Genomic DNA, 20,554 nt, shown 5'->3' on the forward strand with positions numbered 1-20,554 from the left:
GTTAGCCGATCAGGGTGGGCAGGTTGCTGAACAGGGTGCGCATGTAGTCCAGCAGCAGGTTCAACATCCAGGGGCCGGCGATGATGATGGTGGCCACCACCGCCAGAATTTTGGGGATGAACGACAGCGTCATTTCGTTGATCTGGGTGGCGGCCTGCAGCAGGCTGACCACCAGGCCGCTGATCAGCGCCGCCAGCAGCAGCGGGGCGGCCAGCGCCAGCGCCACTTTCATCGCCTCGGTGCCGAGCGCCATAACCGATTCAGGTGTCATCTCGCGTTCTCCGGTCAGGGGGTTACGAATAGAAGCTCTGCGCCAGCGAGCCGAGCAGCAGCTGCCAGCCATCGACCAGCACGAACAGCATCAGCTTGAACGGCAGCGAGATGGTGGCCGGCGGCACCATCATCATCCCCAGCGCCATCAGCACGCTGGCGACCACCAGGTCGATAATCAGGAACGGAATGAACACCGTAAAGCCGATCTGGAAGGCGGTTTTCAGTTCGCTGGTGACGTAGGCGGGCAGCAGGATGCGCATCGGCACCGCCTCCGGGCCGGCCAGCGGCGGCTGATTGGCCAGCCTGGCGTACAGCGCCAGATCGGTTTCGCGCGTTTGGCGCAGCATGAATTCGCGCAACGGCTGCGCGCCTTTATCCAGCGCGACCTCCAGCCCGATCTTGTCCTGGCTGAACGGCAGGTAGGCGTCCTGATAAACCTTGTCGAACACCGGCGACATGATGAAGAAGGTCAGAAACAATGCCAGCCCCAGCATCACCTGGTTCGGCGGCGCCGACGGGGTGCCCAGCGCGTTGCGCAGCAGGCCGAGCACGATGATGATGCGGGTGAAGCTGGTCATCATCAGCAGCATGGCCGGCAGGAAGGTCAGCGAAGTTAACAGCACCAGCGTCTGCACCGGCAGCGACCAGCTTTGGCCGCCGTTGGCCAGCGGCTGACTGATCAGCCCCGGCAGTTGCGCCAAAGCCGCCGGGCTGATGAACAGCAGGGCGGCAGGGAGCCAAACCGCCGGACGGCGGACGAGGGTATGAAGAGTCGAGGTCATGCCGATTTTTCCGGGCGTTTCAGAACTTTTTGCATCAGTTGGCGGAAGTCCGCCGGCGTCGCCGCGTCGGCCGCGCCCTCGTCTTTCGGCGGGGCAGGCAGGGTGTGCAGCGGGGTGATCTGCTGGGCGGTGACGCCCAGTACCAGCAAGGTGTCGTCGACTTCCACCACCACCACGCGCTCGCGCTGCCCGACCTGACAACTGGCGCGCAGGTTGAGCAGCTTGTGGTTGCGCGCCTGCGGGGCGAAACCCAGCCGACGGAACAGCCAACCGGCCAGCAGGATCAGCAGCAGAATGCCGCCGAGCGCGCTGCTGACCTGCATCAACACCGAACCGGCCGGCAAGGCCGGCGCGGCGGGTGGTTGGCTGCTTTGGACGATAACGGGCGCCGCGACGGTCATCAGCGGCTCAGTCGACGCATGCGTTCGGACGGGGTGATGATGTCGGTGATGCGCACGCCGAACTTGTCGGCCACCACCACCACTTCACCTTGTGCGATCAGGTAACCGTTGATCAGGATGTCCAGCGGCTCGCCGGCCAGGCCGTCCAGCGCCACCACCGAGCCTTGCGACAGGCGCAGCAGCTCTTTGATGGTCATCTTGGTGCGCCCCAGTTCCACGGTCAGCTTGACCGGAATATCCAGGATCAGGTCGATATCCTGCAGGCTGCCGAGCGCATCCTGAGCTTCCAGCGACTTGAACACCCCTTCGGTGCTCGCGCCGGATTTCTCTGTCGACTGCTGCTCGTTAAACGCATCAGCCCACAGATCGTCTACGGATTCCTTTCCTTCGCCAGACGGTTGCTTAGGATCACTCATTGGGCTGTTCCTCACTCAGAGCATTCAAAATAGGGTTAATCAAATGTTCAACACGCAGGGCATATTGCCCGTTCAACGTGCCGTATTGGCTGGTCAGAACCGGTACGCCGTCCACATGGGCGATCAGGCGTTCCGGCTTGTCTATCGGTAATACATCGCCCGGCTGCAGCTTCAGGACTTTCGACAGCCGCATCGGGATATCGACGAAGTTGGCGATAAGCTCCAGTTCGGAGTGTTGCACCTGCTTCACCAGGGTTTCGCGCCAATGGCTGTCTTCCTGCCGCGAGTTTTCCAGCGGCGGGTTGGTCAACAGCTCGCGCAGCGGCTCAATCATCGCGAACGGAATACAGATGTTGAACTCGCCGGTCAGCGCGCCGATCTCCACCTGGAACGGCGTGGTGACCACGATGTCGTTCGGCGAAGTGGTGATGTTGGTAAACTTCACCTGCATTTCGGCGCGCACGTACTCTACGTCGATCTTGTAGATGGCGCTCCAGGCGTCACCGTAGGCGTCCAGCGCCAGTCGGAGCATGCGCTTGATCACCCGCTGTTCGGTCGGGGTGAACTCGCGGCCTTCGACCTTGGTCGGGAAGCGGCCGTCGCCGCCGAACAGGTTATCGACGGCGATGAACACCAGGCTCGGCGCGAACACGAACAGGGCGGTGCCGCGCAGCGGGTTCAGATGCACCAGGTTCAGGTTGGTCGGCACCGGCAGGTTGCGGGCGAACTCGTGATACGGCTGGATTTTGATCGGGCCGACGGTAATGTCCGGGCTGCGGCGCAGCAGGTTGAACAATCCCATGCGGAACTGCCGGGCAAAACGTTCGTTGATGATTTCCAGCGCGTGCAGACGCTCGCGCACCACGCGGCGCTGGGTGTTCGGATCGTAAGGCTTGACCTCGCTCTCTTTGCCGACTATCGCTTCGGGTTCATCACCCGCGCTGTCGCCGTTGAGCAAGGCGTCGATCTCTGCCTGTGAAAGAATGCTATCGCCCATAGTGATTACCGCAGTATGAAGGCGGTGAACAGCACGTCGCTGACCACCTGCTTCGGTTGTCCCTTAACCAGCGGTGGGCTGAGCACGTCCTTAATCTGCGCCACCAACTGTTGCTTCCCTTGCTCATTGGCCAACTGGCTCGCTTCCTGGCGGGAGAGCAGCATCAGCAGACGGCTGCGCACTTCCGGCAGAAAATCGTTCAGCTGACGGCGGGTACTTTCGTCCGGCAGACGCAGCGTGAGGCCGATGTACAGCACGCGATCCGGGTTGTTGTCCGGCGTCACCAGGTTGACGGTAAAGGTGTCGAGCGGCATGAACACCGGCGCGGCCGGCGGTTGCTGTTTGGCGGCGGCCGGTTCGGCGCCGTTTTTATGCTGTTGCAGCAGCCACCAGCTGTAGCCCGCGGCGCCACAGGCGGCGACGCTGATCAAGACCAGCAGGATGACCAGAAGGGGGCGTTTCGGTGCTGCCGGAAGGGAGTTCTGAGACATAGCGAAATCTAATTCCTGTTGTTCCACCCGCGGCCGGCGAGGCGGCGGGCATAGCGCGCAGCAAAGCCGCACGCATGACATGTAAAGGTATTATCGCGTCTATTGCGGCGTGCAATAGCCTGAATAGACGCGCAAATGGGTGCCAGCTTGGGCGTTTGCGGCGGCTCAGGCGAAAATATCGACGCCGTTGACCGCACTGGCCATACGCTGCAGCGTCACCGGTGCGCTGACGCCTTCGGCGGCTGCGCCATCACCGCCATGATGTTCAGCATAGTTGGAACGACCCTGGCCGTTGGAAGCCTGCTGCTGCCATTGCGGGGTGGACTCGCCGCCCACGCTGCTTTGCCCCAGGTTGATACCGCTCTCCGCCAGCGCGTGACGCAGCTGCGGCATCGCCGCTTCCACCGCCGCACGCACCTGGCCGTGAGCGGAGGCGATGTGCAGTTGTGCCTGCTGATCGTCCAGTTTCAGCGTGATCTGCAAGGCGCCCAACTCCTGTGGGTGCAGGCGCAGCTCGGCGCTCTGCTGGCCGTTGCGGTGGAACATCAGCACCTGTTGGTTCAACGCTTGCTGCCACTCCGGGCTGCCCAGCTGCGCGTTGAGCTGCGGCGCAGGCGGTGCGGTCACCAGTGCGCTGGCCGGGGCGGCCGTTTGCGTCGGGCTGGCGGCGGCCAGGGCGACAGCGTGGTTGAGCGTCGGTGGCTGCTGCGTATCGCTTGCCGGCAGCGGTTGTGCGGTGCTTGCGCGTTCGCCGTTGGTTGGTTGCGGGAGCGCCGCCTTGGCATTATCGCCGTCGGTAGCCGACGTTTTCGCGCCCGTCAGCGACGGATCAGGAGAGGCCGACACGCGCGCAGCGGTTTTATCACCGGCCGCCGCGATGTTCAGCAGGCCGTTACCGGGCTGCAGCGCAGTCGCCTCGTCAGCGCTTTCCACCGGCAGCGAGCGTTGGCCTTCGGCCGGTTGCGCCTGGGCGACGATCGCGGCCGGCAGCATGGCGTACAGCGCCTGCAGCGTTGCGGCATCCAGCTCTTTGGCGGCGGCGATCGGCGGCTGCGCCGGTTTATCGCCGGCGGCGGGCGCTTCGCCCTCGGTGCCTTCAGGTGAAAGCGCGTCGGCTGAGACGGTCTGGCCCGGCAGCAGGCCGCCGCGCTCGCCGAAGGTGGCCAGCAGTTGATTGAGCTGGTTGCGGCTCAGGGCCGGGGCGCGTTCTTCGTCCGCGCTCAGCGCGACCGGCGGCTGTTTGCCGTCGGCGGCGGGTGCGAAACGGGCGCCGAGCAGTTGGGCGAAAGCGGACGACAGCTGGCTCTCATCCAGCGCCGACGTCAGTTCGGCCAGGCCGCCGGCGTCGCCGGGTAAGACCAGACCGGGCAGGGCGTTCAGATTCATGGGTTGATATTCCTTTGTGCACTGCGTTGAGCGAACTCATCCATCAGTTTTTGATCCCGTTTGTTCTCCTGCTGCTGCTCCGCCGTCAGAGCGCGGGTATGCAGGGTCTCGAAAGCGTTCAGCCGCTGTTGTTTGTCTTGCCATTGCTTCACCGCATGATCCACTTTCTGCCCCCATTGCAGCAGCTGCTGGCGGTGTTGGTCGATGGCCTGTTCCAGCGTGCCGATAAACTGCTGGTAGTTTTGCCAGCGTGAGCTGTCCATGCCGTCGCAGAGCGTATGATTCAGCTTCTGGCGGTATTCGTCCTGATAGTTGAGCAGCATCGACAGCTGCTGCTCTGCCGCCTGCTGCGCTTGCCGTACCTGGCCCAGCTGTTGCGCGGCCTGTTCCACCGCATCCTGCGCCAGATCTCGCAGGGTAATCAGGGGGGATTGTGATTTCATCGCTGTGCGCCTCTGGTGACGTTAAACAATCAACTGCTGCAACTGTTGACAGGCTTCATCATAGCCGCTGCGTTCAAAGATGCCCTGCTGCAGGTAAGCTTCCATTTGGGGATACAGCGTCATCGCTTTGTCCAGCAACGGATCGCTGCCCGCCGCGTAAGCGCCGACGCTGATCAGATCGCGGTTGCGCTGATAGCTGGCCAGCATCTGTTTGAAGGTGCGCACCCGGCGGTAATGCTCTTCGTCGATCAGCGACGTCATGGCGCGGCTGATCGACGCTTCGATGTCGATCGCCGGATAGTGGCCGGCTTCCGCCAGGCGCCGGGACAGCACCACGTGGCCATCGAGAATCGCGCGCGCCGAGTCGGCTATCGGGTCTTGCTGATCGTCCCCTTCGGTCAACACGGTGTAGAAGGCGGTGATGGAACCGCCGCCGCTGATGCCGTTGCCCGCGCGTTCCACCAGCGCAGGCAGCTTGGCGAAGACCGACGGCGGATAGCCTTTGGTCGCCGGCGGCTCGCCGATGGCCAGGGCGATCTCACGCTGCGCCATGGCGTAGCGGGTGAGGGAGTCCATGATCAGCAACACATGCTGCCCGCGATCGCGGAAATCTTCGGCGATGCGGGTGGCGTAGGCCGCCCCCTGCATGCGCAGCAGCGGCGATACGTCCGCCGGCGCAGCGATCACCACCGATCGCGCCCGGCCTTCGGCGCCGAGAATGTTCTCGATAAAGTCTTTGACCTCGCGGCCACGCTCGCCGATCAGGCCAACGACGATCACATCCGCCTGGGTATAACGGGCCATCATGCCGAGCAGCACGCTCTTGCCGACGCCGGAGCCGGCGAACAGGCCCATGCGCTGGCCGCGACCGACGGTCAGCAGGCCGTTGATGGTGCGCACCCCCACGTCCAGCACCTGCTCGATCGGCGTGCGCTGCAAGGGGTTGAACGGCGCGGTGATCAGCGGCGCGCGGTAACCGGTTTCCGGTGAAGGCAGGCCGTCGAGCGGTTTGGCGCTGCCGTCCAGCACCCGCCCCAACAGCGCCGGGCCGAGCGGCAGCTGTTTGCCGGCGCTTTGGCCCTCCGGCGCGATGCGGGCGTAAACCCGCGCACCCGGCACGATGCCTTCCACTTCTTCCAGCGGCATCAGGAACAGCCGCTGGCCGTTGAAGCCGACCACTTCGCTTTCCACTTCCTGCACCTCACCGGCGTCGTGCCGTTCGATGAGGCAGGTCGCGCCGAGCGGCAACTGCAGCCCGGTGGCCTCCAGCACCAGCCCGGTGGCGCGGGTCAGGCGACCGTAGCGGCGCACCGTCGGCGCGCGGGCGATGCGCTTTTCCAGCGAATCCAGAGAGCTCAGCCAGCGGCCGAGACGCGCGGTCATCAGACTTCTCCCGGTGCTGCCAGGCGGCACAGTTCATGCCAGCGCGTCGCCAGGCTGGCGTCGAGATCGCCTTCCTCGGCGCTGACCTTGCAGCCGCCCGGATGCAGTTCACCGTCCGCCAGCAGACGCCAGCCGTGCAGGCTGAGGGTGACCCCCAACTGTTGCTCGACGCGCGGGTAGTCGTCCGGGTGCACCCGCAGCTGCGGCTTGCCGCTGAACATCGGTTCCTGCTGGATCAGCTGTTGGATCTGCGCCAGCAGGGCAGTGCCGTCGCACACCGGCGGTTGGCCCAGCACCTGCTTGGCGGCGGTCAGCGCCAGCTGCATCAACCGGGAGGCGATCACGCTGTCGAGCGCGTCCAGCGTGTGCTGGAATTCGGTGACCAGCTGCTGCCAGTGAGCGGTCAGCGGCTGCTGCTGCTGTTGTGCTTCCAGCAGCCCTTGCTGGCGGCCTTCCTCCAGTCCGGACTGAAAACCGGCCTCATAGCCTTTTTGCTGGCCGTCGGCATAGCCCAACTGCTGGCCCTGTTGCTCGGCCTGCAGGCGCAGCGTCGCCAACTGCTGCTGCAATTCGGCCTGTGCGTCCGGCGACGGATCGTCAAGTTCGATATCCGGCAACTGCGGCAGTTCGATAGCCGGTTTCTGTTCGCCCAGGTCGTTGAGCGACCAGGGCTGCCAGGGCAGGGTGTTAATGCGATCAGACATAGGTGTCCTCGCCGCCGCCGATGATCATTTCGCCGCTTTCCGCCAGGCGTCTCACCACCAGCAGGATGGCTTTCTGCTCGTTCTCCACCTGCGACATGCGCACCGGCCCACGGTTGGCCAGATCGTCGCGCAGGATGTCGGCGGCGCGTTGCGACATGTTCTTGAGGAACTTCTCGCGCAGCGGCTGTTCGGCGCCTTTCAACGCGATCAGCAGCGACTCGCCTTCCACTTCCTGCAGCAGGCGTTGGATACTGCGATCGTCGACTTCCACCAGGTTTTCGAACAGGAACATCTCGTCGATGATCTTCTGCGCCAGCTCGCCGTCGTATTCGCGCATCGCGTCGATGACCGCCTCTTCCTGCTGGGTTTTCATCAGGTTGATGATCTCGGCGGCGGTGCGCACCCCGCCCATTTTGCTGCGCTTGAGGTTTTGGCCGTCGAGCAGGTTGTTCAGCACTTCGGTCAGCTCCGCCAACGCCGCCGGCTGCACGCCGCCGAAGGTGGCGATACGCAGCATCACATCGTTGCGCAGGCGTTCGTCGAACAGGGCCAGAATATCCGCCGCCTGGCCGCGTTTGAGGTGTACCAGAATGGTGGCGATGATCTGCGGGTGTTCGTCGCGGATCAGATCGGCGGCGCTCTGCGGCTCCATAAAGTTGAGCGTTTCCATGCCGGTGGTGGTCTCGCGCGATTCGAGAATGTCTTCCAGCAGGCTGGCGGCGCGCTCTTCGCCCAGCGCCTTGACCAGCACCGAGCGCAGATAGTCGCTGGCGTTGACGCTCAGCGCCGCGTATTGCTCGGCGTCGTCTTCAAACTCGGTCAGTACTTCGCCGAGCTGTTTGTGCGAAACCTGGCTCATGCCGGCCATGGTGCCGCTCAGCAGCTGTACTTCGCGCGAGGAGAGGTGCTTGAACACCTCCGCCGCGCGATCTTCACCCAGCGTCATCAGCAGGATGGCGCTTTTGTCGGTTCCGGTCAGGCTCATATCTCGTTACTCATCCATTGGCGGATTACCAGAGCGACCACGCGTGGGTCTTTGTCAGCCAGATCGCGGATCCGCTGGCTCTGGACTTCTGCGCTGACGCGCTGCTGCGATTTACGACGCTGCGCCAGCTCTTCGTTGCTCGGTTTGCTGCTGTCGACCGGTTTGGCGGCAGGGGCGTTGGCGGCGGCGACGGCGGCCTGTTGCGCCGCCTGGCGCTGTTGCAGCTGCGGCCGCACCAGTTTGCGCCACAGCAGCCAGGCCACCAGCAGCACCAGCAGATAGCGGCCCGCGTCGAGCAGGCGATCGATAAACGACTGGCTTTGCCAGAACGGCAGTTCGCCACCGGTCACCTGACTGTCGGTAAACGGCGTGTTGACCACGTTCAGGGTATCGCCACGGCTGCTGGAGTAGCCCATCGCTTCACGCACCAGCGCTTCGATCTGCGCCAACTGCTCTTTGCTCATCGGCTGCGGTTTGCCGTCTTTATCGGTGCCCAGATAGTTGACGACCACGGCGACCGACAGACGCTGCACGGTGCCGGCTTTTTGCTGGGTATGGCGAATGGTGCGGTCGAGCTCGTAGTTGGTGGTCGCGTCGCGACGGGTATTTTGCGGTACGCCGTTGGCCGCTGCGCTGCGGGTGGTTGCGGCGTCTTGCGCGTTGGCGTTGGCATTGTTGCCTGCCGCGGTGGCCGGCTTGGCGGTCTCAATCGGCGCCGTGGCAGGCGCGCTTGGTTGGTTGGACAATGCGCCCGGCACGCCGCCCACCTGTGGCCCGCCGATCTGCTCGCTCAGGCTGGTTTGTTGAGAGCGGATAGCGGCTTTGTCCGGCTGTTGGTTCGGTTGGTACTGTTCATCGGTTTGTTCGCGAGTGGCGAAGTCGATCTGCGCCGTGACCTGCGCGCGCACGTTGGCGCTGCCGACCACCGGGGCGAGGATCGCTTCGATGCGGCGCTGGAAGCCGTTTTCCACTTCGTTGGCGTATTTCAGCTGCGAGGCGTTGAGATCGCGCCCGGTGCCGTCGGACTGCGTCAGCAGACGGCCAGCCTGATCGACCACGGTCACGTTGCCCGGCGGCAGGCCGGCGACGCTGCTCGACACCATATAAACGATGGCGTTGATCTGGCCATCGTCCAGCGCACGGCCGGGTTGCAGGGTCAGCGTTACCGACGCGGAAGGGGATTTCTGTTCGCGCACGAACAGCGAAGGTTTAGGCAGCGCCAGGTGAACGCGGGCGTTTTGCACCGGCCCCAGCGATTCGATAGTGCGCGACAGCTCGCCTTCAAGGGCGCGCTGGTAGTTGATCTGCTCGCTGAACTGGCTGATGCCGAATTTTTCCTGATCCAGCAGTTCGAAGCCGACGGCGCCGCCCTTCGGCAGCCCTTGCTGCGCCAGACGCAGACGGGTTTCATGCACTTTTTCCGCCGGGATCAGCAGCGCCGCGCCATTTTCGGCAAAGCGGTAAGGGATGTTCATCTGCGTCAGTTGAGTGACGATGGCGCCACCGTCGCGGTCGTTCAGATTGCTGTACAGCACGCGGTAGTCGGGACTTTTCACCCACAACAGCAGCGCGACGACGATCGCGATCGCGGCAGAGGCGGCGACCAGCAACGGAATTTTCGGGTTGGCGCGCAGACGATTCCAGATGGCCTGCAGGCCGTTGTCGCGGCTTTCGCCGGCGGTTATCGAAGCACTCATTTTAGGTCTCGTCCTTCAATGGCGCTCACGATCCCGTACGGGCCGCTGAGCAGCTCCCTGCCAGGCTGATGAACGGTATGGTTAGCGTTGTGTGACAAAACAGACTCCCTGATACACATATCTTCTAAATAGCGGCGCTCCCATTTCTGGGCAGGCCATTATTCGCCTTATCAGACGATTCCGATTGCCCGATAAGCCGGGTTTTTTGCAGTTAATTAGCCGCTTTAGGTCTGAAAACGCTGTGCTAGGGTGTGCATCATTGGAGAAGTGCAGGGTGAAACGTCACCCGGCGAGACGAGATGATTGAGGATCAGATGGCGATTCAGGGCATTGAAGGGGTACTGCAGCAGATGCAGACCATGGCGGTTCAGGCCGGCAAGATGGGGCAAAATGCGGCGCCGCAGGGCGTCAGCTTCGCCAGCGAACTGACCGCGGCGCTCGGCAAGATCAGCGAGACCCAGCAAACGGCACGCAAACAGGCGCAGGATTTTGAACTGGGCGTGCCGGGCATCAGCCTGAACGATGTGATGGTCGACCTGCAGAAATCGTCGGTCTCGCTGCAGCTGGGCGTGCAGGTGCGCAACAAGCTGGTGGCAGCCTACCAGGACATCATGAATATGCCGGTGTGATGAGCATGCCGACCATTTTGCAGTGACATTTGGGCCGGCGCTGTTACCCTATAGCGACGGTTATTTATCAGGATAGGATGATGTGCAAATCGCTGTGTCTTGCTCTGGGTATCATGGCGCTGTCAGGATGCGCCGGGCAAAACGATGACGATTCATCGGCCCCAAAAAACGCGGTTCATCAGGACGCCGGCAAGGAATGGAAAGCGTTTGTCGCGCCGCTGTCCGTGAAAACGCAGTCACCCGGTGAGCGAGAAATGAAACGCGTCGCCCGGCAATACTGACGCCGAGCCCCCAGCCGATGAACAAAAAAAACCAGCTATCGAAATAGCTGGCTCAAAGTGCGATAAAACTTTATGTGATGTAGGTGCGTCGACGCCCGTTCTGGGTGACGTCAACGCGGTTATCATATTTGTTATGTTATAACAAATCAATGCCGTCGTGCGTTTGCCTCAGTCCGCCAATTCCGCAATCCGCTGGTGGGCGTTCGCCAGCCCCTGCGCGAGGCCGTGCGGTTTCATATCCAGCCCTTCGGCATAGATAAATTGCACGTCGCCGATCCCCATCAGCCCCAGCACCGACCGCAGATAGGGCGTCACGGCGTCGGTCGGCTGGCCGGCGTGTACGCCGCCGCGTGAACTGAATACCAGCGCATTGACGCCTTCGACCAACCCGACCGGGTAGGTGGCGGTATAGTTGAACGTTACCCGAGCGCGGGCCACCAGATCGAACCAGTTTTTCAACTGGGTCGGTACGTTGAGGTTGTACATCGGCGCCCCGATCAGCAGCAGATCGCTCCCTTTCAGTTCGGCAATCAACTGATCGGAAAGCGCCACCGCCGCTTGGGCGCGTGGGCTGGTGTTTTCCGCGCCGCGCAGCGCACTGAACAGCTCGCCGTCCAATACCGGCAGGTCTAACGCCGTCAGATCGTGCTCGACGATCTGGTCTTCATGCCCGTTGGCCCGACGTTCCGCCAGATAGCGATCAATCAGGTTATTGGTCTGCGAGTCGTTTCCCATAATGCTGGATTTGAGCACCAGTATTTTTTTCATGTGGTTGTCCTCTGACGGTCATCTGTGGTTTTCACCGGGAATTCCGGAATGACTGCAGGTTATCATTGCTCGATGTTCACCAGTGGTGATAGGTTTTCACTTAATTGATTCCAATTTGGAAACGGTAAAATGAAAAGCGATCTCAGCGCGCTGCCGGCTTTTGTCGCCGTGGCGGAAGGCGGCAGTTTTGCCGCCGCCGCAGAAAAACTGCATCTGACGCGCTCCGCGGTCAGCAAAATCGTGTCGCGGCTCGAGGCGCGGCTCGGCGTGATGTTGTTTATGCGCACTACGCGCAGTCTGAGCCTGACGGATGAAGGGGCGCTGTACTACGAGCACTGTCGACAGGCGTTGGCGAACATTCAGGCGGCGGAAAATCAGCTGGACAGCGGCAAGATGCAGGTCAGCGGCCGGCTCAGGGTCTCAGTGCCGGTGTTGTTCGGCCACCTGTGCATCGCCCCCTTGCTGACGGCGCTGGCGAATGAGCATCCGTTGCTGGCGCTGGAAATCTCGTTCAGCGACCGCAGGATCGATCTGGTCGACGAGGGGTTCGATCTGGCGGTACGCATCGGCGAGCTGGCGGACAGCGGCAGTTTGGTTGCCCGGCGTCTGGGTGAACACGGCATGCTGCTGTGCGCTTCGCCCGATTATCTGCAGCGCTGCGGCGAACCGAGCACGGTGGACGCCTTAAGCCGACATCAGGCGGTGGGGTATCTGCACGCCGGCGCCGTGTTGCCCTGGCAACTTCGCGGTGAAAACGGCGAGCTGCGGCCGTTCAGGCCACCGGCCAAGATGATGATGGATGACATGCAGGGAATCGTCGATGCCGTTTCCGCCGGCGCCGGTATTGCCTGGCTGCCGGAGTGGCTGGTACGCGATCGGCTGGTGGCGGGGGCGTTGGTGGAACTCATGCGTGGTGAGTCCAGCCTCAGTTTTCCGGTGAATGTGGTATGGCCGTATATGCCTTATCAGCCGCTCAAGGTGCGGCTGGCGGTGGACAAATTGGTGGCGGAGCTGCCGGGCAGGCTGACGCGGTTCGCGTCGGCCTGAGCGTGAATGTGGTGGCAAGCGGTCCAAGGGACGCTTACCGATGTCAGAGCGCGCGCTGTTGCGTTGACCGTGGCAGTGACGGCTGTGTTTTCCCTGTCAACAGGCAACTGAAAATAAGAACCCAAATGAACCCGTAAGAGTAATCAGGGTTGGCGGCGCAGGAGCCTAAAAATGCGGAGAAAAGCATAAATTTAAGCATGGAATGGGCTTCGTTGCCCGCGACGTTATATTGCGAACGAATAAGCTTGGATACGATAAAACCGACTAACAGTATCGTCCCCAATATTCCGAAGTTAGCAAGTAGGGACAGAGGCAGAGAAGATATTCTTGCGCTACCGATACCGACGCCCAAGCCAAAGGTATTATACATAATTTCAAGGGCATTGTAGTTGGAGGCGGAACGCACGAGGTGAGAGATCGTTTGCGCTTTTTTATCCGCGTAATCGGTTATTTTCTCCAGGAAAAAGATAAATGTGAGCTTTGATACGATGGCCAAAGCCAGAGAAAATAGAGCTTTCTGTATCAGGCTAAAACGCGGACTGAAAATGAATGTGCCGCATAGCGACGTAAGCAGGGTAAAATAGCCCGATGTAGAGCCGTTTTTAACCAAGAGCAGCATCATCAATAGGGCCACTAGCTTCAGTCGCAAACCCTTGGCAACCATAAGAGGCACGATCGTTGCGCCGATAAAGATACCGGCGAATGACGGTTCACCGAAGGTACCGCTCAGTCTGGATTCAAAAATGGCATTGGCGTTGTGCATGCTGTTATACATCAAAATCTGAATCGCATTTGCCAGCGGCCTGGCAAGGAGCCAAATCAGACAGTAAGCGGAGAAAACCAACGTTGTGAAAATGATGGTTTTCAGTGCGTATTCAGGCGTAATTTCACGCCGCTTGACGTAAATGACATACAGCGTTATGAGGTTCAGCGTGATTAGAATCAGTTGCTTGATGTTGTTATTGCCCCACACAAGCGAGATACCTTTTTTGGCGTAGTTATTTTCAAAGCTATAAGCCGGTGAATAAACCCTTATCCCTTCAAATAGGTGGGTTAACGCATAGGTGAAGAACCAAAAAAGAATAATTATTACCAGCGATTGTAGAAATACCCGGTGTTTTAAGTTCAAGACGGATGTGCTGTTTTTTGAAGTAAAAACAAACCGGGTTATTAAAACCAGCTCGATAAAGTAAAATATGGGTAGGCTATTACTCCCTGTGTTAATAATAGCGCTTGATTGAAAGATGGATGCGAGAATCAACAGGGCGAAAATGGTTCTGTGGTGTAGGAAAAAAGTGGCGAAAGCAAGAGCTAGCCAAACAAAACTTAATATATTCACATTATATTCCCTAAGTTACTTATCCTATATGGCATCGTCTGACTTCAAATTAAAGTAGTTATAAAAGCCAGCGTATTTCCGCGCGCTATCATACAATAAGAAGGCGGGGCGGTCTAGCTGCAAGGGTAGTAGATTCATGGGGTTATAGAATTAGACTGCAAGTATATCCCATTCTTATAATTAACGGGCTAACTAAGTCGTGCGGATTTTGCGTTTGGTATAGTGACGATTGGCCCTCGGGATTTGCAATAACAGCAGGAAACAGGCCACCGGTGCAATTAATTTAGCAATAGAATAAATAAATAAAGTTAATCAAAAATCACCGAGGAGCAACGACCATTGCAATGCGTAATAAAGCAGCAACAAGAGACAGCTGGCAAGCACCAGCTTTTCACCCGCTTGCTTAAGCTTGGCTTTAACGTTGTTCCTTTGCCGCATTTTTACGTTCTCGCTTTAGACAGTCAGATAGAAAAGCAGTATAGCAAGCAAATTTTAGGGGTCGGTCAAAATAGGAAAATACTTAATGCTTTGGTGGAGAACCGAGCAGTGGGTTGTGCGGGATAAATAGCCAGCGGCAGGAAGAGGAAAAACCAGGAAAAGGTGCCAGCGGTCGCTGGCGGATACGTCAAGATAAGTTGCTCGGCACGCCCGCATCATTGCGATGCCATCGTTTATCTGGGCTAAATTGCAGTGTTTGCCGCCATTGATTAGCTGGAACCGTAATGCTGTTCAAAGGCCAGGTTCCATAATCCTTTGATGACCGCGAATGGCGGTAGGGGCGAAACCGAAGCGTTTGCGAAAACGTTCGGCGAAACGTGATGCGCTTTCATAGCCGACATGTTGCGCGATGGCGGAGATCGGCCAGTCGGTCGACTGCAGCAGGGCCAGCGCGCTACTCATGCGCACGTCGATCATTAGGTTGCGCAACGCGGTATTTTCCATCGACAGTTTGCGGCGCAGCATCACTTCACTCATCGACAGGCTTTCCGCCACCTTGGCCGCGGTCCAAATGCTGTGCGGATCGGTTGCCAGGCAGCGACGCACGCGCTGCGTCAGGTCCTTGGCTTCGTTGTGGATGAAGCGAATGCCGAATTGGGCCAGCCACAGCAGAATTTCCAGCATTTTGTGCCGCACGATGATGGTGGGAAAACGCTGCCGGAGCGCGAGCGCCAGGCTGGTGGTCTCAAAACTGTGTTTCAACGCGCAGGGCAGGCTGCGCAGCGCCAGGACGGCATCAAACGGCATCGGCGCCGGCGCTTCCTCGGCCAGAGGCTGAAGAGTGAGCAGCAATGGGTCGCAGGTCAGCAACTGGCAACTAAACACCCCCTCTTCGGAGGGGCCGTTAATAATATCCACCGTTTGCCCCCCGTCGATAATCAACAGTTCGCCGGCATGAGCCACCACCTCGTGTTGTTGCCAGCGTACGCGCTTATGGCCTTGTTGTATCAGATACAGGTGTGGTTGCTCAAAATAGACTGAAGGGAATAATAATTCAGTATGCTGAATGATGTGCGCTGAGGCGCCAATTCCTGGACAGAGATTAATTGTACGTTCCATCGATATTCATTTCGCAGCCATTATCTGAGAATATCTTTACGCTTTGATCCGCGTTGGAGCAACATTTTTCCATGGGCCGTGAAACACAGCGGCGTGTTGTATCTATCAAAAATCAATTTCCTGCTGAACAGAAAACGTCCGTGTCGGGATAATGTTTATCCATTAAAGTGAGAGCCAGGCTCGAAGCGCGCATTTTACCAATTACCCATAAACTGAATAATTCAAATGCCATAGATTAATATCCTAACGTAACCCGAGAGTAATAGCGCATAGTGCTATTTAATCCATTTTCGTCAGTATTGTCGATCTTATCGGACCTGTGGTTCCCCCAGCAACAGCGCACGGTCATGAAACTGGCCGTAGGTATTGTTGACCACGTTCTGGCGCGTGGACTGTTCGATCAGCATCTTCAGCTCATCCATGCGCTGCTGTAACAGACGTTTGAGCTCGGTTTCGTTGTCGAGGATCTGTTGCAGCTTATTGCGTAACATCTCCTGCAACGCCATGGAAGGGCCGGCTTGCCCGGTAAAGGTGGCGGTTTTTTCCACCGCCGTCACGTAAGCGAATTCGAGCTCGACGAGCTCTTCCCAGCGCCCGGTTTGCGCCAGCGCGATCATCTGGCTGCTCAGGCTATAAATTTGTTGATAAGCGGCTAACAGCTGCTGTTGACGTTCCATTACATGGCGTCCTGCGAAGGTTGGTAGTTGGGGCCGATTTGGCGCCAGGCGTCGGCGATGTTTTCCAGCAGTTTGACCACTTCGGCGATCGCCGCTTCGTCGTTGTGCAGGTTGGCCTGCATCAGCCGCCGCTTCATATAGTCGTACAACGCCGCCAGGTTTTCGGCGATCTCGCCGCCCTGCTGAGGGTCGAGGCCGCTTTTCAGGCCGTTGTCGATGATATTGATGGCTTTGGACAGCGCCATACCTTTGCCGGCGATATCGCCCTGGTTCATCAGGATGCGTGCGCGAAGCAGGGCGCTGAGCGCCCCGTCGAACAACATCACGATTAACTGGTGCGGGCTGGCGCTCATGGCGCCGCTTTCCAGACTGACCTGTGCATAGGCCTGAGTGCCGCTTCTGTTATACATGTTGTTTCTTTACCTGTTACTTGGTTAAGGGATCACTTTGCCGAGAATTGCTGTTTTAAATAGTCACCCGTGCCGCTCAATTTAGACATCATGGTATCTAACTGAACGAACTGCTGCTTATAGCGGTCGATGGTGTTCTGAATGCTGGCCGTAACCGTGGTGATCTGGATGTTCAGGCGATCGAGATTGGTGTTGATGCTCTTGGTCGAGTTCTCGATGATGCCGCCGGCCTTGATGTAATTTTGGATATCGTTGTGGATCTGGGTGGCCATGCCGGTGTCTTTACCGTTGCCGGCGAAGAAGTTGGCGACCTGCTCCGGTTTTTCGTCGATGGCTTTGTTCAGCTTGGTGCTGTCGATTTCCAGCTTGCCGGTTTTGACGTTGGTGGTGATGCCGAGGTTGCCCAGGCCTTTCAACTCCGGGTTGTCCTGCGCCGAGCTGAGAGCGCTTTTGATCGAGGACTGAATACCGCGCAGGGTGTTGTCGCCCAGCAGCGCGCCGTTTTTGGCGTTCTGTGCTTCACCGGGTTTGACCGGGGTGTACTTGGTCAGCGAATTAAAGGTGTCCAGCAGTGTGTTGTAGTTGTCCACCCACTCTTTAATCTTGTCGGCGCTGCCGCTCTTGTCGATGCCGATCACCAGGTTTTGCGGTTCGCCGGCCTTGGTGGTGGTTTTCAGGTCGAGCGTTACGCCCTGCAAGGCATCGGCGATCGAGTTGGTGCTGCGCTTGATTTTCGTGCCGTTGACGACGATTTCCGCATCCTGACCGGGCACGGTTTGCTTCATCGCGGTGCTGCCATCTTTCGGCGGTTTTTTAGGATCGTAGTTGAGGATGGCGCCGAGCTTGTCGTCGTTATTGACCTGCACCGCAATGGTGTTTTTTTCGCCGGGCGTGGTGGAGCTCAATGCCAGTTGATAGTCATTGTCGCCGACGCGCATGATGCTGGCAGTGACGCCGGATTTCGATTTGTTGATGGCGTCGCGCATCTCGACCAGCGAGGTCTGATCGTCACCGAGCGGGATCTTGGTCTCTTTCGGCGGGTTACCTGCCGTAATAGAGATGGAACGATCGCTGCTGCCCGATGTGCCCAGCTTGGCCTGCTGGTCGGCAATCGGCGTCTGAGTGGTCAGCGTTTGCGGCTGTGCCAGTTTCAAGACCTCGATCGAATAGTTACCCGGTACCGACTTGTTAGTGGTGGTCACGGTAAACTGATCGTGCTTGGTGGCAGTGGTGTTATTGAAGAACTCTGGCTTGGCCAGCTCTTTGCTCAGATTGTCAAACTTCTCCAGCGCGCCTTTCAGCGTGCCGTAAGCGGTTAGCTGGGCGTTGTAACTGGTCTGCTGGGTGGTGTACGGCGTCAGACGCTGCTGTTCCGCTTTGGTCAGCTTGTCCAGCAAGCCGTTAAGGTCGAGTCCTGAGCCGATGCCTAATGAACTGATCGATGCCATTCGTGTTTCTCCTTGGTAATGACTTTATTCGCTTTACGCGTTATCGGCCCAGCGGTGAAAAAGTTTACCGAAAAAAATAAAAAACCGATGGCGCAATAGAGGAGGGAAAAACCGCGTTATTTCCGCCATTGCCGACGGCGCAAAAAATTTTAAAAAATTGCTAAAGGTTGTTAGGGGAGGGCCGATACCTGAGGGGACGGTGGTTGACGCCGTGGGCAAATAAGCCCGAACCTTTTAACTGTGTTGCGAAGAACGCAACTGACTCGTAAGGAAAGCAAACAATGGCACAAGTAATTAACACTAACAGCCTGTCGCTGATGGCGCAGAACAACCTGAACAAATCTCAGTCTTCTCTGGGTACTGCGATTGAGCGTCTGTCTTCCGGTCTGCGTATCAACAGCGCGAAAGACGATGCTGCGGGTCAGGCTATTTCCAACCGTTTCACCGCGAACATCAAAGGCCTGACTCAGGCTTCTCGCAACGCCAACGACGGTATCTCTCTGGCGCAGACCACTGAAGGCGCACTGAATGAAGTTAACGACAACCTGCAGAACATCCGTCGTCTGACCGTACAGGCGCAGAACGGTTCCAACTCTTCCAGCGACCTGCAGTCCATCCAGGACGAGATCTCTCAGCGCCTGTCTGAAATCAACCGCATCTCCGAGCAAACCGATTTCAACGGCGTGAAAGTGCTGAGCAGCGATCAGAAACTGACCATCCAGGTTGGTGCTAACGATAACGAAACCATCGATATCGAACTGAAAGACATCAACGCCAAAACCCTGGGCCTGGAAACCTTCAGCGTTGCCGGCGGCGTGGATAAAGCTAAAATCGGTGGTGCCGTTACCGAAGTGTCTACCGGTAAAAGCATTGCTATCGACACCAACGGTAAGAAAGCGGGTGCTGATGATCCGGCAAAATACGTTAAAGATGACGCATCCGGCGACATCTACGCAGCAGATACCAAAGGCGACTTCTATAAAGCTACTATCGGCGCCGATGGTAAAGTTACCTCCATCGACACTACTGCAGCTGGTGCAACTCTGAAAGGTACTTTGAGTACTGCCGCATCCGTTTCAAGCATTCAGGAAAAAGTAGCTGTGTCTGGTGACAAAGCTGACACCGACAACCTGAAATCTTACGACAACGGTAAGTCTTACATCATCGAAGACGCTGGTAAATACTTCAAAGCTGAAGTGGCCAAAGACGGTAAAGTTACTCGTGGCGCAGAACTGAGCTCCGAGCCAAAAACTGCCGATCCGCTGGCAACCCTGGACAAAGCGCTGTCTCAGGTTGACTCCCTGCGTTCTTCCCTGGGTGCGGTACAGAACCGTTTCGATTCTGTTATCAACAACCTGAACAGCACCGTTAACAACCTGTCCGCTTCTCAGTCCCGTATTCAGGATGCTGACTACGCGACCGAAGTGTCCAACATGAGCCGTGCCAACATCCTGCAACAGGCTGGCACCTCTGTTCTGGCACAGGCTAACCAGTCTACTCAGAACGTTCTGTCCCTGCTGCGTTAATCGTTTCTCCCGATTAACTGTCGCAAAGAAACCCCGCTTCGGCGGGGTTTTTTTATGCTCGCGCACCGCGCGGTTATTACATGGCGCAAATAAAGCCCGTTTTGTGCGACTGTTCAGCCGATTGGCATTCCGCCCCCTACGCATAATAGCGCTGACTCTCTTATCCGCAGGTTTAAGACATAGTGAGCGATCTGTATACCGCCGAAGGCGTAATGGACAAAAATTCTCTCTGGCTGCGCTACGTCCCGTTAGTGCGCCACGAGGCGTTGCGCCTGCAGGTCAGGTTGCCCGCCAGCGTGGAGCTTGACGACCTGCTGCAGGCCGGGGGAATCGGGCTATTGAACGCCGTTGAGCGTTATGACGCCCTACAGGGAACCGCCTTTACCACCTATGCGGTGCAACGCATTCGCGGCGCGATGCTCGACGAGCTGCGCAGCCGCGACTGGGTGCCGCGCAGCGTGCGGCGCCACGCGCGAGAGGTCGCGCAGGTGATGCGGCAACTGGAACAGCGTTACGGCCGCCCGGCGAGCGAGACGGAAGTGGCGCAGACGCTGAATATCTCGCTGGATGAGTACCGTCAAATTCTGTTGGACACCAATAACAGCCAGCTTTTCTCCTACGACGAATGGCGTGAGGAGCATGGCGAGAACGCGGAACCGATGCTGGAAGGGCATGAAGAGGCCAACCCGCTGCATCACCTGTTGGAAGGCAGCCTGCGCCAGCGGGTGATCGACGCCATCGAGGCGTTGCCGGAGCGCGAAAAAATGGTGCTGACGCTGTATTACCAGGAAGAGTTGAATCTCAAAGAGATCGGCGCCGTGCTGGACGTCGGGGAATCCCGCGTCAGCCAACTGCACAGTCAGGCGATCAAACGGCTGCGCGCGCGGCTGGCGAACGATACCTGACGGCGGCCC

Annotated in this window: 23 protein-coding genes; 5 read left to right on the top strand and 18 right to left on the bottom strand. The window is 58.6% G+C overall.

What is annotated here, in order from left to right:
• Window position 1 precedes the first annotated feature (1 nt).
• The 12 genes from fliQ to fliF form a co-directional block, all read right to left on the bottom strand.
• Window positions 2-271, bottom strand: coding sequence for a flagellar biosynthesis protein FliQ (gene fliQ, locus ACUTSC_RS13790; protein WP_004934803.1), 270 nt, complete (start codon window positions 269-271; stop codon window positions 2-4).
• Window positions 272-293: 22 nt separating this feature from the next.
• Window positions 294-1,055 (bottom strand): flagellar type III secretion system pore protein FliP, encoded by a 762-nt coding sequence (gene fliP, locus ACUTSC_RS13795; protein ID WP_025303257.1) that lies wholly within the window; start codon window positions 1,053-1,055, stop codon window positions 294-296.
• Window positions 1,052-1,456 (bottom strand): flagellar biosynthetic protein FliO, encoded by a 405-nt coding sequence (gene fliO / locus ACUTSC_RS13800; protein WP_197767936.1) that lies wholly within the window; start codon window positions 1,454-1,456, stop codon window positions 1,052-1,054. Before fliO ends, fliP begins: the two co-directional genes overlap by 4 nt.
• Window positions 1,456-1,872, bottom strand: a complete 417-nt coding sequence (gene fliN / locus ACUTSC_RS13805; protein WP_038876868.1) for a flagellar motor switch protein FliN — start codon at window positions 1,870-1,872, stop codon at window positions 1,456-1,458. Before fliN ends, fliO begins: the two co-directional genes overlap by 1 nt.
• Window positions 1,865-2,869: a flagellar motor switch protein FliM gene (gene fliM / locus ACUTSC_RS13810; RefSeq protein WP_025303254.1), complete on the bottom strand. Its 1,005-nt coding sequence runs from the start codon at window positions 2,867-2,869 to the stop codon at window positions 1,865-1,867. The genes fliN and fliM overlap by 8 nt, the downstream gene beginning before the upstream one ends.
• Window positions 2,870-2,874: 5 nt before the next feature.
• Window positions 2,875-3,360, bottom strand: coding sequence for a flagellar basal body-associated protein FliL (gene fliL, locus ACUTSC_RS13815; protein WP_197767935.1), 486 nt, complete (start codon window positions 3,358-3,360; stop codon window positions 2,875-2,877).
• A 165-nt stretch (window positions 3,361-3,525) separates the two neighbouring features.
• The gene (locus ACUTSC_RS13820) at window positions 3,526-4,746 is read right to left on the bottom strand and encodes a flagellar hook-length control protein FliK (RefSeq protein WP_445653391.1); all 1,221 of its coding nucleotides are present in this window, start codon (window positions 4,744-4,746) and stop codon (window positions 3,526-3,528) included.
• Window positions 4,743-5,189, bottom strand: coding sequence for a flagellar export protein FliJ (gene fliJ / locus ACUTSC_RS13825; protein ID WP_033647768.1), 447 nt, complete (start codon window positions 5,187-5,189; stop codon window positions 4,743-4,745). Before fliJ ends, ACUTSC_RS13820 begins: the two co-directional genes overlap by 4 nt.
• Before the next feature lie 21 nt (window positions 5,190-5,210).
• Complete coding sequence (gene fliI / locus ACUTSC_RS13830; protein ID WP_197767933.1) at window positions 5,211-6,572, bottom strand: flagellar protein export ATPase FliI; 1,362 nt, start codon at window positions 6,570-6,572, stop codon at window positions 5,211-5,213.
• Window positions 6,572-7,276 (bottom strand): flagellar assembly protein FliH, encoded by a 705-nt coding sequence (fliH, locus tag ACUTSC_RS13835; RefSeq protein WP_197767932.1) that lies wholly within the window; start codon window positions 7,274-7,276, stop codon window positions 6,572-6,574. The genes fliI and fliH overlap by 1 nt, the downstream gene beginning before the upstream one ends.
• A complete protein-coding gene (fliG, locus tag ACUTSC_RS13840) occupies window positions 7,269-8,261 on the bottom strand; it encodes a flagellar motor switch protein FliG (protein WP_060420814.1) in 993 nt (330 codons plus the stop codon). The genes fliH and fliG overlap by 8 nt, the downstream gene beginning before the upstream one ends.
• Window positions 8,258-9,958, bottom strand: a complete 1,701-nt coding sequence (fliF, locus tag ACUTSC_RS13845) for a flagellar basal-body MS-ring/collar protein FliF (protein ID WP_197767931.1) — start codon at window positions 9,956-9,958, stop codon at window positions 8,258-8,260. Before fliF ends, fliG begins: the two co-directional genes overlap by 4 nt.
• 314 nt (window positions 9,959-10,272) lie before the next feature.
• Between fliF and fliE the strand changes: the two genes are divergently transcribed.
• Complete coding sequence (gene fliE / locus ACUTSC_RS13850) at window positions 10,273-10,587, top strand: flagellar hook-basal body complex protein FliE (RefSeq protein WP_025159836.1); 315 nt, start codon at window positions 10,273-10,275, stop codon at window positions 10,585-10,587.
• 80 nt (window positions 10,588-10,667) lie between these two features.
• Window positions 10,668-10,868: a hypothetical protein gene (locus ACUTSC_RS13855; protein WP_445653392.1), complete on the top strand. Its 201-nt coding sequence runs from the start codon at window positions 10,668-10,670 to the stop codon at window positions 10,866-10,868.
• 168 nt (window positions 10,869-11,036) lie between these two features.
• Here ACUTSC_RS13855 and ACUTSC_RS13860 read toward each other — a convergent pair whose 3' ends face one another.
• Entirely contained in the window at window positions 11,037-11,636 is a 600-nt protein-coding gene (locus ACUTSC_RS13860) for an FMN-dependent NADH-azoreductase (protein WP_445653393.1), read from the bottom strand.
• Between the two features lie 129 nt (window positions 11,637-11,765).
• On the opposite strand from ACUTSC_RS13860, the gene ACUTSC_RS13865 reads away from it, so the two are divergent.
• Window positions 11,766-12,683: a LysR substrate-binding domain-containing protein gene (locus ACUTSC_RS13865; protein ID WP_197767929.1), complete on the top strand. Its 918-nt coding sequence runs from the start codon at window positions 11,766-11,768 to the stop codon at window positions 12,681-12,683.
• Window positions 12,684-12,726: 43 nt separating this feature from the next.
• On the opposite strand, the gene ACUTSC_RS13870 is transcribed toward ACUTSC_RS13865, so the two are convergent.
• From ACUTSC_RS13870 to fliD, 5 genes are all read right to left on the bottom strand, one after another.
• The gene (locus ACUTSC_RS13870; RefSeq protein WP_445653394.1) at window positions 12,727-14,022 is read right to left on the bottom strand and encodes a hypothetical protein; all 1,296 of its coding nucleotides are present in this window, start codon (window positions 14,020-14,022) and stop codon (window positions 12,727-12,729) included.
• 729 nt (window positions 14,023-14,751) lie between these two features.
• Window positions 14,752-15,579, bottom strand: a complete 828-nt coding sequence (locus ACUTSC_RS13875) for a helix-turn-helix transcriptional regulator (RefSeq protein ID WP_445653395.1) — start codon at window positions 15,577-15,579, stop codon at window positions 14,752-14,754.
• A 308-nt stretch (window positions 15,580-15,887) separates the two neighbouring features.
• Window positions 15,888-16,256 (bottom strand): flagella biosynthesis regulatory protein FliT, encoded by a 369-nt coding sequence (gene fliT, locus ACUTSC_RS13880; RefSeq protein ID WP_239822061.1) that lies wholly within the window; start codon window positions 16,254-16,256, stop codon window positions 15,888-15,890.
• Window positions 16,256-16,666 carry a flagellar export chaperone FliS gene (fliS, locus tag ACUTSC_RS13885; protein WP_025303243.1) on the bottom strand — a complete coding sequence of 137 codons (411 nt, stop codon included), beginning with the start codon at window positions 16,664-16,666 and terminating at the stop codon, window positions 16,256-16,258. The genes fliT and fliS overlap by 1 nt, the downstream gene beginning before the upstream one ends.
• A 32-nt stretch (window positions 16,667-16,698) precedes the next feature.
• Window positions 16,699-18,114, bottom strand: a complete 1,416-nt coding sequence (fliD, locus tag ACUTSC_RS13890) for a flagellar filament capping protein FliD (protein ID WP_445653396.1) — start codon at window positions 18,112-18,114, stop codon at window positions 16,699-16,701.
• A gap of 281 nt (window positions 18,115-18,395) precedes the next feature.
• Between fliD and ACUTSC_RS13895 the strand changes: the two genes are divergently transcribed.
• Window positions 18,396-19,640 carry a FliC/FljB family flagellin gene (locus tag ACUTSC_RS13895; protein ID WP_197767924.1) on the top strand — a complete coding sequence of 415 codons (1,245 nt, stop codon included), beginning with the start codon at window positions 18,396-18,398 and terminating at the stop codon, window positions 19,638-19,640.
• A gap of 182 nt (window positions 19,641-19,822) precedes the next feature.
• Window positions 19,823-20,545: an RNA polymerase sigma factor FliA gene (locus ACUTSC_RS13900; RefSeq protein WP_004934752.1), complete on the top strand. Its 723-nt coding sequence runs from the start codon at window positions 19,823-19,825 to the stop codon at window positions 20,543-20,545.
• The last annotated feature ends 9 nt before the right edge of the window (window positions 20,546-20,554 follow it).

It is taken from the genome of Serratia sp. TSA_105.2 (assembly GCF_052692115.1).

Coding starts and splice junctions, on each gene's coding strand:
- fliQ (WP_004934803.1), bottom strand. CDS start 271: ATGACACCTGAATCGGTTATGGCGCTCGGCACCGAGGCGATGAAAGTG.
- fliP (WP_025303257.1), bottom strand. CDS start 1,055: ATGACCTCGACTCTTCATACCCTCGTCCGCCGTCCGGCGGTTTGGCTC.
- fliO (WP_197767936.1), bottom strand. CDS start 1,456: ATGACCGTCGCGGCGCCCGTTATCGTCCAAAGCAGCCAACCACCCGCC.
- fliN (WP_038876868.1), bottom strand. CDS start 1,872: ATGAGTGATCCTAAGCAACCGTCTGGCGAAGGAAAGGAATCCGTAGAC.
- fliM (WP_025303254.1), bottom strand. CDS start 2,869: ATGGGCGATAGCATTCTTTCACAGGCAGAGATCGACGCCTTGCTCAAC.
- fliL (WP_197767935.1), bottom strand. CDS start 3,360: ATGTCTCAGAACTCCCTTCCGGCAGCACCGAAACGCCCCCTTCTGGTC.
- ACUTSC_RS13820 (WP_445653391.1), bottom strand. CDS start 4,746: ATGAATCTGAACGCCCTGCCCGGTCTGGTCTTACCCGGCGACGCCGGC.
- fliJ (WP_033647768.1), bottom strand. CDS start 5,189: ATGAAATCACAATCCCCCCTGATTACCCTGCGAGATCTGGCGCAGGAT.
- fliI (WP_197767933.1), bottom strand. CDS start 6,572: ATGACCGCGCGTCTCGGCCGCTGGCTGAGCTCTCTGGATTCGCTGGAA.
- fliH (WP_197767932.1), bottom strand. CDS start 7,276: ATGTCTGATCGCATTAACACCCTGCCCTGGCAGCCCTGGTCGCTCAAC.
- fliG (WP_060420814.1), bottom strand. CDS start 8,261: ATGAGCCTGACCGGAACCGACAAAAGCGCCATCCTGCTGATGACGCTG.
- fliF (WP_197767931.1), bottom strand. CDS start 9,958: ATGAGTGCTTCGATAACCGCCGGCGAAAGCCGCGACAACGGCCTGCAG.
- fliE (WP_025159836.1), top strand. CDS start 10,273: ATGGCGATTCAGGGCATTGAAGGGGTACTGCAGCAGATGCAGACCATG.
- ACUTSC_RS13855 (WP_445653392.1), top strand. CDS start 10,668: ATGTGCAAATCGCTGTGTCTTGCTCTGGGTATCATGGCGCTGTCAGGA.
- ACUTSC_RS13860 (WP_445653393.1), bottom strand. CDS start 11,636: ATGAAAAAAATACTGGTGCTCAAATCCAGCATTATGGGAAACGACTCG.
- ACUTSC_RS13865 (WP_197767929.1), top strand. CDS start 11,766: ATGAAAAGCGATCTCAGCGCGCTGCCGGCTTTTGTCGCCGTGGCGGAA.
- ACUTSC_RS13875 (WP_445653395.1), bottom strand. CDS start 15,579: ATGGAACGTACAATTAATCTCTGTCCAGGAATTGGCGCCTCAGCGCAC.
- fliT (WP_239822061.1), bottom strand. CDS start 16,256: ATGGAACGTCAACAGCAGCTGTTAGCCGCTTATCAACAAATTTATAGC.
- fliS (WP_025303243.1), bottom strand. CDS start 16,666: ATGTATAACAGAAGCGGCACTCAGGCCTATGCACAGGTCAGTCTGGAA.
- fliD (WP_445653396.1), bottom strand. CDS start 18,114: ATGGCATCGATCAGTTCATTAGGCATCGGCTCAGGACTCGACCTTAAC.
- ACUTSC_RS13895 (WP_197767924.1), top strand. CDS start 18,396: ATGGCACAAGTAATTAACACTAACAGCCTGTCGCTGATGGCGCAGAAC.